Origin of the sequence: Xanthobacter sp. AM11, assembly GCF_047444035.1 — a bacterium.
Classification (GTDB): domain Bacteria; phylum Pseudomonadota; class Alphaproteobacteria; order Rhizobiales; family Xanthobacteraceae; genus Xanthobacter.
Genome location: NZ_JBLAOA010000001.1, coordinates 1914886 through 1928343 on the forward strand (window position 1 = coordinate 1914886; position 13458 = coordinate 1928343).

Below are 13458 nucleotides of genomic sequence, written 5' to 3' on the forward strand. Positions count from 1 at the left end.
CGGTGCTCGGCATGGGTGGCGCCTGCCATGGTCGCGGCCCGCAAGGACCGCTGGCGGAAGAGCCGTCCCCGAAGGATCTGCGCGGCGCGGGTGCGCCGGGCGAAAGGGAGAGGTCGCATGTCGGTGTCCGTCGTTCCGCCGCCGCAAGCGGCCCGCCACCAGAAATATGATCGTCTCGTCACCTCAGCCCAGGCGCTTCCCCGGCTGAAGGTGGCGGTGGCGCATCCGTGCGACGCGGCGGCGCTGGGGGCGGCGCTGGAGGCGGCCGACCTCGGCCTCATCGAACCCATCCTGGTGGGGCCCCCGGGCCGGATCGCCGCTGCGGCGGCCGCCGCCGGCCGCGACCTGGCCGGCGTGCGGCAGGTGGCGGCGGCCCACAGCCACGATTCCGCGGCCAAGGCGGTGGAGCTGGTGCGCTGCGGGGAGGCGGACGCCCTGATGAAGGGCAGCCTGCACACGGACGAGCTGATGGCCGCCGTGGTGGCACGCGATACCGGCCTGCGCACCGCCCGGCGCATCAGTCACTGCTTTGTGATGGACGTGCCCAACCACGAGGGCGCGCTCATCGTCACCGATGCCGCCATCAACATCGCGCCCTCGCTGGAAGAAAAGCGCCACATCGTCCAGAACGCCATCGACCTCGCCCGTGCGCTCCACTTCGATGAGCCGCGTGTCGCCATTCTCTCCGCCATGGAGACGGTCAACCCGGACGTGCCCTCCACCATCGAGGCGGCGGCATTGTGCAAAATGGCGGATCGCGGCCAGATTACCGGCGGCGTGGTGGACGGCCCGCTCGCCCTCGACAATGCCATCGACCTCGGCTCGGCTCAGATCAAGCATATTTCCTCGCCGGTGGCGGGGCGGGCCAACATTCTGGTGGTGCCGGACCTGGAAGCTGGCAACATGCTGGCCAAGAGCCTGACCTTTCTGGCCGATGCCGACGCCGCCGGCATCGTGCTGGGTGCCCGGGTGCCGATCATCCTCACCAGCCGTGCCGATTCCCGGTTGACGCGGCTGGCGTCCTGCGCGGTGGCTTGCCTGCTCGCGGAGGCGCAGCGGGTGGCGGCGCGTGCGGCGCTGGAAGTGTAGGCCCGGCGCGCGGCGCTGCATCGACGACGCAGCCTGCCCCGCGCCGGTTTCGTGCCGCAACTGCGTGCGGCGGTGGGCAGGATCGGCGGTGCGCCGCCGCAGAGGGAGGATGCACACATGCACCCCATGGACATGATGAAGGTGTATGGGCGCGTGGCCGAGATCTACCGCCTGCGCCTCGGCGAGGCGGTGGCGGCCTATGGCGATGCCATGCGTGGTGCGGCCGGCGCCTTCGCCCCGGCGGTGACGCAGCCCCGGGAGCCCGCCGCCGCCTGGCGCGATGCCGTTTCCTACTGGTTCGATGCCGGACAGCGCACGTTGCTGTTCTGGGATACCATGCGCCAGCGGGGCAACAACTGGATCGCCCACGAAAAGGCGGGCAAGCCGCCGCTGCTCGCCTTCGACCATGAGATGATCGCCGATGCGCGCACCTTCGAGCGGCCGGCCAATTATGCTTTGGTGCGCATCCTGCCGCCGGAAGGGGTGCAGCTCGATCCGGCCAAGCGGCCCTTCCTCATCATCGACCCGCGCGCCGGCCACGGACCCGGCATCGGCGGGTTCAAGAAGGATTCGGAGGTGGGCTTCGCGCTGAAGGCCGGGCACGCCGTCTACATGGTCATCTTCTTCCCCGAGCCCGAGCCCGGCCAGACCCTGGCGGACGTTTCGCTGGCGGAGACGGAGTTCCTGCGCATCGTGCGCGAGCGCCACCCCACCCGCAGCAAGCCGGTGGTGATGGGCAACTGCCAGGGCGGCTGGGCGGCCATGCTGGTGGCGGCCCTCGACCCGGACAATGTGGGTGCCATCGTGGTGAACGGCGCGCCCATGTCCTACTGGGCCGGCAATGATGCGGAAAACCCGATGCGCTATGCCGGCGGGGTGCTCGGCGGCTCGTGGACCGCGCTGCTTGCGGCAGACCTCGGCGGCGGCGTCTTCGACGGCGCCTATCTGGTGGACAATTTCGAGTATCTGAACCCCGCCAATACCTATTTCAGCAAATACTACAATCTCTATTCCAGGATCGACAGCGAGCCCGAGCGCTTCCTGGAGTTCGAACGCTGGTGGGGCGGCTATTTCCTGATGAACCGGGCCGAGATCCAGTGGATCGTCGAGAACCTGTTCGTCGGCAACAAGCTTGCCGCCGGCAAGGCGGAATGGGCGCCGGGCAAGAGCTTCGACCTCAAGGCGGTGCGCTCGCCCATCATCGTCTTCGCCTCGCTGGGCGACAACATCACGCCGCCGCAGCAGGCCATCAACTGGGTGGCGGATGTCTATCCCACCACCCAGGCGCTGAAGGATGCCGGGCAGGTGGTGGTGGGGCTGATGCACCATTCGGTGGGCCATCTCGGCATCTTCGTGTCCGGCGCCATCGCCCGGCGGGAGCATGCGCAGATCGTGGACCTCCTGGAATATGTGGAGGCGCTCGCGCCCGGCCTCTACGGCATGACCATCGAGGAGGACCACTCCGGCGGCGAGGTGAAGTATGATGTCACCCTCGAGGAGCGCCGGGTGGAGGATCTCGCGATGCTCCAGAAATACGGCCGCCGGGATGAAATCCCCTTCGAGGTGGTGGCCAATGTCTCCGAGCGCAACGCGCAGGCCTACGAAACGCTGGTGCATCCGGCGCTGTCGGCGCTGGTGACGCCGGAGATGGGGCGCGCCATGCGGGCGCTGCATCCGCTGCGCGCCGTGCGCTGGGGCCTTTCCGATCTCAACCCCTTCCTTGCGGCCATGGCGCCGCTGGCCGATTTTGCCCGCAGCCAGCGCACGCCCCGCAACGAGGGCGGCCCCCTGGTGGCCGGCGAGCGCCTGGCCGCGGCATCCATTACCGCCTGGTGGAACCTGTTCCGCAGCCTGCGCGACGCCACGGTGGAGACGGAATTCTTCCGCCTCTACGGCACCCTCGCCATGCTCGACCCCGATCTGACCGCGCCGTCGGCGCCGGCCCTGGTGGAGCAGCCGACGGCCGAGGTGGACGCCGCCCTGGCCGCCATGCGCGAGGGCGGCTTCACCGATGCCGCGGTGCGCGTGGCGCTGCTGGCCCAGCGCCGCAACCCGGGCCAGCGGCGGCTTTCCACCCTGAAGCAGATCCGCGAGCTGGTGGGGCACGAGGTGGGCCTCATCACCCTGCCGGCGGATGCGGCGCAGGCGATCATCCGGCGCCAGTCCATCATCGTGGATCACGCTCCCGAGGCCGCGATGGCAACGCTGCCGGACCTGCTGAAGACCCCGCAGGAGCGCGCCAAGCTGGCGGCGCTTCTGGACCGGCTGGTGGATCGCATCTCCTTCGGCCCGGAACTGACGGCCTTCATTCCGCAGGTGAAGGGCGTGCTGGCCGGCACGGGGCCCGGCGGGCAGGTGGTGCCGTTTCCCTCGCAGGTAGCGGGCGGCGCGGCCTGATCACGGTGCCGATACCGAGCCGGTGAAGTCGTGGTGCCCTCCTGCCCTGACCGGTGTGGCGGGCGGCGCGCCGGTTGCGAAGACGTGTCGCCCCGCGGCGCCGGTTCGGCCGTACTGTCGATGCGGCAGATTTGCCAGAAAGGTTTGCCGTCGCGAAAGAATGTGGCCGGAGCACAGCCGTTTTCTCTCGACAATCGTCCGGGCCTTTCCGCTATATCGAGCAGTCCCGCAGCCGGCGATTGAGGGGACGGCTGTACCAGCATTCTCCATCCGAGGGGCAGTGGCCCCCTTAGGATGGTCGGGGGAGGAAACCATGTCACGCACGCCCGCCGCACGCGCCGCAGCCGCGCTGCTCTTCTGCCTTCCGCTGGGTCTTTCCGGCGTCGGCCCTGCCGGCGCGCAGGAGGGGGGCATCCCCGTGGGCGTGGTCGCCGCCGAGCTGCGCCCCATCTCCTCGGCCATGGAATTCGTCGGCCGCGTCGAGGCGCCGGAGCGGGTGGAGATCCGCGCCCGGGTGAAAGGCATGCTGGAGGCCGTGCTGTTCACGGAAGGCGAGACGGTGAAGGAGGGCGCACCCCTCTACCGCATCGAGAAGCCGCTGTTCCAGGCGGACGTGCAGCAGGCGGAAGGCGACGTGGAGCGGGCCAAGGCCGCGCTCACCCTCGCCAAGATCCAGCGCGAGCGCGCCGAGGAACTGCTGGCGAAGAACGCCGGTACCGCGGTGGCCCGCGACCAGGCGGTGGCGAACGAGGAGCAGTCCAAGGGTGCCCTGCTCTCCGCCGAGGCGGCGCTCAACACCACCAAGATCAACCTCGGCTACACCGATATCGTCTCGCCCATCACCGGCCGCATCGGCCGCTCGGCGGTCACCAAGGGCCACATCGTCGGGCCGGAAAGCGGCGTGCTCGCCACGGTGGTGAGCCAGAACCCCATGTATGTGACCTTCCCGGTAAGCCAGCGCGATTATCTGGAGGCGCAGAAGGAGGAGGGCAAGGTGGACCTCTCCGATGTGGAGGTGCGCATCAAGTTCTCCGACGGCTCGGTCTATGGCGAGGTGGGGCGCATCAATTTCGTGGATGTGAGCGTGAACCGCACCACCGACACGGTGATCCTGCGCGCCGACGTGCCCAACGCCTCGGGCAAGCTGGTGGACGGGCAATTGGTGCGGGTGGAGCTGAAGACCGGCACGCCGGAGGAGCGCGTCCTCATCCCGCAGGCGGCGCTCATCGCCGACCAGGCAGGGGTCTATGTGTTCGTGGTGGAGAACGGCAAGGCGGTGGTGCGCCGGGTGAAGACCGGCGGCTCCCAGGGGCCGAACGTGATCGTGGACGAGGGGGTGAAGGCCGGCGAGCCGGTGATCATCGAGGGCTTCGAGGCCCTGAAGCCCGGCGCGACCGTGCGCGCCACCCCGGCCACCGGCCTGAAGGGCTGAGCCATGCTGTCATCCGTCTTCGTCGATCGCCCGCGGCTCGCCATCGTCATCGCCATCGTCACGGTGATTGCCGGCCTGCTCTCCCTTCTCGCCATTCCGGTGGCGCAGTATCCCGACATCATCCCGCCGCAGGTGTCGGTGACCACGGCCTATCCCGGCGCCTCGGCGGAGGTGGTGGATTCCACCGTCGCCCAGCCCATCGAGGCCCAGGTGGTGGGCGTGGACAAGCTCATCTACATGAAGAGCGTATCCGGCGATGACGGAAGCTATTCGCTGACCGGCTCGTTCGAGCTGGGCACCGATCCCGACATCAACACCGTCAACATGAACAACCGCGTCCAGGTGGCGCTCTCCAAGCTGCCGGACGACGTGAAGCGTCAGGGCGTGGTGGTGAAGAAGAAATCTTCCGCTCTGCTCGGCGTTCTCGCCATCTATTCGCCGAAGAAAACCTACGACCCGCTGTTCATCTCAAATTACGTCACCATCAACATCCTGGACGAGCTGAAGAGCATTCCCGGTGTCGGCGACGCCTCCCTGTGGGGTCCGCAGGACTATGCCATGCGGGCCTGGGTGAAGACGGACCGCCTGACCGGCCTCAACCTCACCTCCGGCGACATCGTCAACGCCATCCGCGCCCAGAACATCCAGGCGGCGGTGGGGCGGGTGGGCGCGCGGCCCATTTCCGACGACCAGCAACTGCAGCTGAACCTGCGCACCAAGGGGCGCCTCGCCACCGTCGAGGAGTTCGAGAAGATCGTCCTGCGCACCAATGAGGACGGCTCGGTGCTGCGGCTCGGCGACGTGGCCCGGCTGGAGCTGGGCGCCGCCAACCTCGATCGCGAAACCCTGTTCAACGGCGGTCCCGCCGCGGTGCTGGCGCTGTACCAGTCGCCGGGCGCCAACGCCATCACCACCATCACCGCCATCCGCGACCGCATGGACGAACTGGCGAAGTCCTTCCCCGAGGACCTGGCCTGGAAGGTGACCTACGACCCCACCAGCTTCGTCACCGAGACCATCCACGAGGTGCAGAAGACTCTGATCGAGGCCTTCATCCTCGTGGTGCTGGTGGTCTATCTCTTCCTCGGCTCGTTCCGCGCCACCCTCATCCCGACGCTGGCGGTGCCGGTGAGCCTCATCGGGACCTTCATCGTCCTCAACGCCATCGGCTATTCGGCCAACTCGGTGTCGCTGCTGGCCATCGTGCTCGCCATCGGCATCGTGGTGGACGACGCCATCGTGGTGGTGGAGAACGTCGAGCGGGTGATGGAGGAGCATCCCGAGCTGACTCCGGCCGAGGCCACCAAGAAGGCCATGGCGGAGATCACGGCGCCGATCATCGCCATCACCCTCGTGCTGCTCTCCGTGTTCGTGCCGGTGGCGTTCATCCCCGGCATCTCGGGCGAGTTGTTCCGCCAGTTCGCGGTCACCGTGGCGGTGGCCATGTTCCTGTCCGCCATCAACGCGCTGACCCTTTCGCCGGCGTTGTGCGGCATCCTCCTGAAGCCCTCCCACGGGCCGAAGAAGGGGCCCATCGGCTATGTCATGCGCGGCATCGACAAGGTGCGCGATGCCTATGGCGCGGTGGTGGCGCGCATCGTGCGCTTCTCCCTCATCGGCCTCGTATGCGTGTTCGTTGCCTCGGGCGGCATCCTCGCCCTGTCGAAGATGACGCCCACCGGCTTCCTGCCGGAGGACGACCAGGGCGCCTTCTTCGTGGTGGTCCAGCTGCCCGGCGGCGCCTCCGTGGGCCGCACCACCGAGGTGATCCGCAAGGCCGAGGCGGTGCTGAAGGAAGAGCACAATGTGGAGGACTTCACCTCCGTCATCGGCCTCAACTTCATCGACAATTATTCCCAGTCCAACGCCGCCTTCATCGTGGTGACGCTGAAGCCGTTCGAGGAGCGGCACGGGGCGGAGAACGGCGTGAACGCCATCCTCGCCCGGATGGGAGAAAAGATGCGGCGCATCCCCGGCGGCACGGTGGTGCCGCTGGCGCCGCCGCCCATCGTCGGCCTCGGCACCGGCGGCGGCTTCAGCTTCGTGCTGCAGGACCTGCGGGCCGGAGATCCCAAGGCGCTCGCCCAGGTGCTGCGCGGCCTCGTCATCGCCGCCAACCAGGACCCGCGGCTCGCCCGGGTGTTCTCCACCTATTCCGCCTCCAACCCCTCGGTCTATCTCGACATCGACCGCGACAAGGCGCAGGTGCTGGGCGTGCCGCTGGACAGCGTGTTCCAGGCGCTCCAGGCCTCCCTCGGCGGGCTCTATGTGAACGACATGAACCTCTACGGCCGCACCTGGCAGGTGCAGGTGCAGGGCGAGGCCGAGGACCGCAAGAGCATCGACGACATCTACCGCATCCATGTGCGCAACGACAAAGGCGAGATGATCCCGCTGCGCTCCATCGTCGAGGTGCGCATCGAGATCGGTCCGCCGGCCCTCATCCGCTACAACAACAAGCGGGCGGTGACGGTGCAGGGCACGCCGGCGCCGGGGGTCTCCTCCGGCCAGGCGCTCGCCGCCATGGACGAGGTGGCGGCCAAGACGCTGCCGCAGGGCTTCTCCGGCGCGTGGACCGACACCTCGTTCCAGGAGAAGCGGGCGGAGGGCAAGACGGGGATGATCCTCGCCTTCGCCGTGCTGTTCGCCTTCCTGTTCCTGGTGGCGCTCTACGAGAGCTGGTCCATCCCCGTGCCGGTGCTGCTGTCGGTCACGGTGGGTCTTCTGGGCGCGTTCGCGGCCATCGTCATCGGCCAGCTTACCCTCGACCTCTACGGCCAGATCGGCATGATCGTTCTCATCGGCCTTGCCGCCAAGAACGGCATCCTCATCGTCGAGTTCGCCAAGGAGCGGCGCGAGCATGGCGAGGACCTGCTCGTCGCCGCCACCGAGGGCTCGCGCCTGAGGTTCCGCCCGGTGATGATGACCTCGCTGGCCTTCATCCTCGGCCTCTACCCGCTGGTGGTGGCCACCGGCGCGGCCCAGCTCGCCCGGCAGAATGTGGGAACGCCGGTGTTCGGCGGCATGATCGCCGCCTCCTTCCTCGGCATCTTCGTCATCCCGCCGCTCTATGTGCTGTTCCAGGGCATCCGCGAAAAGCTGCGCCCCGGCGCGCGGCCCAAGGTGCCCGCGGTGCCGGCGGAGGGGGCACGGGAGGCGTGAGGACGATGCGGCGCGGGGGAGGGGGTCTTCGCCCTCCCCCCCACCGTCTTGATCAGGTGCGGCGGAGCGATCATACTGGCATCGTTTCTTAATCGCCTTGATCGGGACCTTTTCGATGCCTTTGAAGGAAGAAGATATTCAAGCCGGCAAATGCTACAAGACCAAGGGGATCGAGAACTACAAGGTGATCGCCATCACCCGTGGCATCGTCACCTACCAGACCTGGACATCGCCGCTGCGCGTGAACGTGGGCGTGAAGCAGTTCGCCGATGCGGTCTACAAGGAAGTGCCCTGCCCGAAGACCTGAGGGCCGCCCGACGCGCCCGCCCCGAGACCGCATGGGCAACGGCAGCGTGCCGGCCGAAACGGGCGGCCGCCATGGGACAAGCCCAGGGTTGGGCGCTAGGGGTTAGACCGCGACAGATGGAGCCCATCTGTCGCAAGCAGGTCTAACCCCAACTCTTTGATCCACCAGAGCACGCGCCGATCAGCTTGCATCGCAAAAGGATCGGATAACGCCTTCTCTCTCCTTAAGTGAGAGGGCGGTTCACCGATCAAATTGGTTCAATTCGAGCGGATCGCGCTCTAAGGTGCCGGCCTCCGCCTTATGGTGAGTCGCCGCCCGCCCATGCCCGCGCCCGCCTTCAGCTTCCTGCACGCCGCCGACATCCATCTCGACAGCCCCCTGCGCGGTCTGGCGCGGCGCGGCGCGCAGGCGGCCGCCTTCCTCGATGCCTCCCGCCGGGCGCTGGAAAATCTCGTCGAGGCGGCCATCTCGCAGCGCGTGGCCTTCCTGCTCATTGCCGGCGATGTCTATGACAGCGACTGGAAGGATTATGCCACGGGGCAGGTCTTCGTGCGGCAGATGGGCCGGCTCGCCCGCGCCGGCATCCGCGTGTTCGTCATCCGCGGCAATCACGACGCCGCCTCCACCATGAGCCGCGACCTGCCGCTGCCGGAGAATGTGCACCTGTTTCCCGACACGCGGGCGGAAACCGTGCGCCTGCCGGATTTCGAGGTGGCGCTGCACGGCCGTGGCTTCCCCAACCGCGCGGTGCCGGAGAATGTGGCGCGCACCTATCCCGCCGCCGTCGCCGGGGCCTTCAACATCGGCTTGCTGCATACCTCGCTCACCGGGCGGGAGGGGCACAACACCTATGCCCCCTGCACGGTGGAGGAACTGGCGGGCGCCGGCTACGATTATTGGGCCCTCGGCCACATCCACCGCCGCGAGGTGGTGTTGCAGCACCCCGCCATCGTCTTTCCCGGCAACCTGCAGGGCCGCCACGCCCGCGAGACCGGACCCAAGGGCGCGACCCTGGTGCAGGTGGCCGGCGGGCGCATCACCGGCATGGAGGCCCTGACCCTCGATGCGGCGCGCTTCGAGCATGCGGTGATCGACCTCGCCGGGGTGGGGGACGAGGCGGAAATCGCGCTGCGGGCGCGCGCCGCCATCGCCGCCGCCGTGTCCGGCGCCGAAGGGCGGCCGTTGGCGCTGCGGCTCAGCTTTTCCGGGGAAACCCCGCTGCATGCCCATCTCGTCGCCACCGCCGGGCAGGTGGGCGAGGAGATGCAGGCGCATGCCTATGAGGTGTCCGCCGACGTGCTCATCGAGAAGGTGCGCCTCGACACCCGCGCGCCCCGTACGCGCGGCGAGCCGGCGGTGGCCGGCTTCGACGCCATCCTTGCCGAGGTGGCGGCGGACCCCGATTTCCGCGCCGATATCGCCGCCATCCTCGCCGATCTGCGGTCGAAGACCCCGGCCGAGGCGCTCGACCTCATGGAGCGCGGCGTGGCCGACGCCCTGCGGCCGGAGGAGGCGGACCTGGAAGCGGTTCTGGCCGCGGCCCGGGACGAAATCCTGTCCGGCCTGTGCGATGTGGCCCCCGACGCCGAGGCCGGCCGATGAAATTCTCCCACCTCGGCCTCGACCGCTACGGCCGCTTCACCGACCGCGACCTCGCCTTCGACCCGGCGGCGCGGCTGGTGGTGATCCTCGGCGCCAACGAGGCCGGCAAGACCACGGCGCTCAATGCCGCCTGCGACGTGCTGTTCGGCATCGACGAGCGCTCGCGCTTCAATTTCCTGCACGACTACAAGGATATGCGCCTGTCCGCGACGGTGACGCAGGACGGGCGCGCCTTTTCCTTCGTGCGGCTGAAGCGGCGCAAGGCGCCGCTGGTGGACCCCGAGAACGAGGCGCCCCTGGCGGACGATTGCCTCGCCCCCTTCCTCGGCGCCCATGGGCGGGCCGGCTTCCTCGACATCTTCGGGCTGGACCAGGACCGGCTGCGCAAGGGCGGGCGGGAACTGCTGGCCGGGGGCGGCGACCTTGCCGAAACCCTCATCGCCGCGGCGCCCGGCCTGGGCCATGTGGCGCAGATGCGGGACCAGTTCGCCGGGCGCGCGGCGAGCGCCTACAAGCCCGGCCGCAAGGTGGCGGGCAACGCCTTCTACCGGGCCGCCGACGCCCGCGCCGCCGCCCGCAAGCAGGTGCGTGACCTTGAGGTGCGGGAAGACGAGGTGCGCGCCCTGCGCAAGGCCGCGCAGGAGGCCGCCGCCGCCCGCGCGGCCGCGGTGGAGGCCGAAGGCGCCGCCGGGCAGGCGGCCGGCTGGGCGGACCTTCTGTGGCGTGCCGTGGACGCGCTCCGCCAGATCGACGCCGACACCGCCGAGCTGGCGTCCATGGGCCCGCTGCCACAGGTGCCCGCGGGCTTTCCCGCCCGCACCCGAGCCGCCCTTGCCGCCCTGGAGGCGGCCGAGGCGGCCCTCGCCCGCGCCGCGGCCGAAGCCGCACGGGCGGCGGAAGCCCATGGCGGGGTGGCGGTGGACGGAGCCATCCTGCCCCTGGCGGACCTGGTGGCCGCCTGCGACGAGGAACGCGCCGCCATCGAGAAGGCGCGCGCCGATCTGCCCCGGCGGCGGGAGGAGGCGGCCCAGGCCGGTGCCGGCCTCGCCCGCATCGCCGCCGACCTCGGCCTTGCCGATGGGGAGGCGCTGCGGGCGCGCATGCCTGCGGCGCCGGTGCTCGCCCGTGCCGATGCCCTCGCCGATCGCCTCAAGGCGCGGGCGCTGCGGGCCGAGACGCTGGCCAGCGACCTTCAGGCCCATGCCCGCGAGGCGGCAGAGCTGGAGGCCGCGCGGGCCGGCGTGGGGCCGGTGGAAGACCCCGAGCCCCTGCGCCGCCGCCTTGCCGCGCTGGATGGGGCGGAGGCCCGCGAGCAGGCGCTGGCCACGGCCTTCGCCCGGCTGAAGACCGCGCGCGCGGCGCTGGGCGAGCGCATGTTGCGGCTTGGCCTCTCGGGCATGGATGCCGACGGGTTGGCGGTTGCCCCCTTTCCCGCCCTTGCCGCCGCCGAGGCGCTGTTGCGGGCGGTGAACGAAGCCGCCGATGCCCGGGCGCGGCTGGAGGAGGCCCGCGCCGGCCTTGCCGAGCAGAAGGCCCTGGCGCAGGCGCGGCGCGCCACCCTCGACGGGGACGGCACCGCGCCCACCGAGGCCGCCGTCGCAGCGGCCCGCGCCGCCCGTGATGCGCTCTGGCAGCAGCTGCGGCCGGTGGTCCTGGCCGAGCGCGCGCCGCAGGACGCGGACCGGCAGGCGGCCGTCCAGCTCGACGGTGCGCTGGCGCGGGCGGACCATGTGGCCGACGAGCGCCAGCGCGAGAGCCGTCGGCTGGCCGAGCTGGCCCAGGCGGAACGCGAGATTGCCGATCTGGATGTGCGCCTCGCCACCCTGGCCACCCGCCTGGCCGAGGCCGAGGCCCGCTGCACCGCCGCGGCGCAGGATTGGGCCGCCCTGTGGGCGCCGGCCGGCATGTTCCAGCCGGCGGATGCCCGTGCGGTGGCCTTCCTGCGCGAGGTGGAAGCCATCTGCGCCGCCCGCGCCGCACTGGTGGGAGACGAGGCGGAAGGGGAGGCGGCCCGCGCCGCCGTGGCGCTGGATCGCCGCGCGGCGGAGCTGCTGCGCCGCGATCTCGGCCTGCCGCCCCTTGATGCCGCGCCGCTGCGCATGGCGGAGCTGCGCGACGCCCTCGCCCGGCTGGAGCAGCGGCACCAGGAGGCGCGCGACCGCACCCGCGATCTTGCCCGCCTCACCCAGCGCCGGGATGAACTGGCGCGCCGCAGGGGGGCGCTGGATGAGGAAAGCCGGCAGTTGGCGGCCGAGGCGGCCGATCTTTTGCCGCAGCTCGCCATCCGCGCCATGGCCCCGGCCGAGGAGGTGCGCGCCGCCACCGGCCTGTGGCGCTCGGCGGCCACCCTTTCGACCACCCTTGCCACCGCCGAGCACCGCATCGGCGCCATCCTGCGCGACGAGGCCGTGTTCCGTACCCGTGTCGCCGATCTTGCCGGGCGAGCGGGCGAAGGGGAGGGGGAGGATGCCGCGGCCACGGCGCGGCGGCTGCGGCAGCGGCTGGAGGCGGCCAAGGCGGCGCAGGCGCGGGCGGACGCGGCGGGCGCCGCCCTCGCCGTCCGCACCGCCGCGGTGGCGCAGACCCAGGAGGATTTCGCCCGCGCCCAGGCCGATGTTTCGGCCGCCTGCCAGATGGCGGGAGATGTGCCGGCGCCGACGCTGCCGGGGCTGCTGGCGCGCCTGGAGCGCGCCGCCGATTGCACCGCGCGACGCGACGCGGCCGAGCGGCGGCTCGCGGACATGGCGCGCGGCCGCGACCTTGAAGCGGTGCGGACCGCCGTGGCGGGGGCGGATGCGGCAACCCTGGAGGCCCGCGCCGCCGATGCCGCAGCGGCCCATGCGCTCGCCCGCGCCGGGCGCGACCGGGCGGTGGAGCGCGACGCGGAGGCGCGCGCGGCGCTGGCCGCCCTGGACACCCGGGAAGGCGCCGCCCGCGCCGCGCAGGATGAGCAGGACGCCCTTGCCGCCATGGCCGAGGCGGTGGAGGATTTCACCCGCAGCCACGTGGCCAGCCGCCTGCTCGCCCGCGCCATCGAGCGCTATCGCGAGCAGCACCAGAACCCCATCGTCACCCGCGCCTCGCAGGCCTTCGGCGCGCTGACCTTGGGGCAATGGAGCGGTATCGGCATCGACTACGACCAGGAAACCCCACGTCTCGCCGCGCTGCGTGATGGCACCCCTCACGGCATCGACCACCTGTCCGAGGGGACCGCCGACCAGCTTTTCCTGGCCCTGCGCATCGCCGCCATCGAGGAGCACGCCCGCCGTGCGGCGCCGCTGCCCTTCATGGCGGACGACCTGTTCGTGAGCTTCGACGAGGCGCGCACCGAGGCCGGGCTGAAGCTGCTGGCGGAGCTTGGCGCGCTGACGCAGGTCATCGTCTTCACCCACCACGCTTATGTGGCCGATGCGGCGACGCGCGCGGTGGGGGAGGGGTGCCAGGTCATCCGGCTCTGAGGCGCGATCCG

7 protein-coding genes are annotated in these 13458 nt (G+C 70.5%); all 7 read left to right on the plus strand.

Annotated features, from left to right (window positions below; genetic code table 11):
- The first annotated feature begins 117 nt into the window (after positions 1-117).
- The 7 genes from ACI7BZ_RS08850 to ACI7BZ_RS08880 all read left to right on the plus strand — a co-directional run bounded on the left by ACI7BZ_RS08850 (position 118) and on the right by ACI7BZ_RS08880 (position 13447).
- On the plus strand, positions 118-1089 hold the full coding sequence (locus tag ACI7BZ_RS08850) for a phosphate acetyltransferase (RefSeq protein WP_414116799.1): 972 nt from the start codon (positions 118-120) through the stop codon (positions 1087-1089).
- 117 nt (positions 1090-1206) lie between these two features.
- Complete coding sequence (locus ACI7BZ_RS08855; RefSeq protein WP_414116800.1) at positions 1207-3486, plus strand: DUF3141 domain-containing protein; 2280 nt, start codon at positions 1207-1209, stop codon at positions 3484-3486.
- 313 nt (positions 3487-3799) lie between these two features.
- Positions 3800-4918 carry an efflux RND transporter periplasmic adaptor subunit gene (locus ACI7BZ_RS08860; protein WP_414116801.1) on the plus strand — a complete coding sequence of 373 codons (1119 nt, stop codon included), beginning with the start codon at positions 3800-3802 and terminating at the stop codon, positions 4916-4918.
- Between the two features lie 3 nt (positions 4919-4921).
- Complete coding sequence (locus ACI7BZ_RS08865) at positions 4922-8080, plus strand: efflux RND transporter permease subunit (RefSeq protein ID WP_414116802.1); 3159 nt, start codon at positions 4922-4924, stop codon at positions 8078-8080.
- A 115-nt stretch (positions 8081-8195) separates the two neighbouring features.
- The gene (locus tag ACI7BZ_RS08870) at positions 8196-8387 is read left to right on the plus strand and encodes a hypothetical protein (protein WP_414116803.1); all 192 of its coding nucleotides are present in this window, start codon (positions 8196-8198) and stop codon (positions 8385-8387) included.
- 321 nt (positions 8388-8708) lie between these two features.
- Positions 8709-9989, plus strand: a complete 1281-nt coding sequence (locus tag ACI7BZ_RS08875) for a metallophosphoesterase family protein (RefSeq protein WP_414116804.1) — start codon at positions 8709-8711, stop codon at positions 9987-9989.
- Positions 9986-13447, plus strand: coding sequence for an AAA family ATPase (locus tag ACI7BZ_RS08880; RefSeq protein ID WP_414116805.1), 3462 nt, complete (start codon positions 9986-9988; stop codon positions 13445-13447). Before ACI7BZ_RS08875 ends, ACI7BZ_RS08880 begins: the two co-directional genes overlap by 4 nt.
- Positions 13448-13458 lie beyond the last annotated feature (11 nt).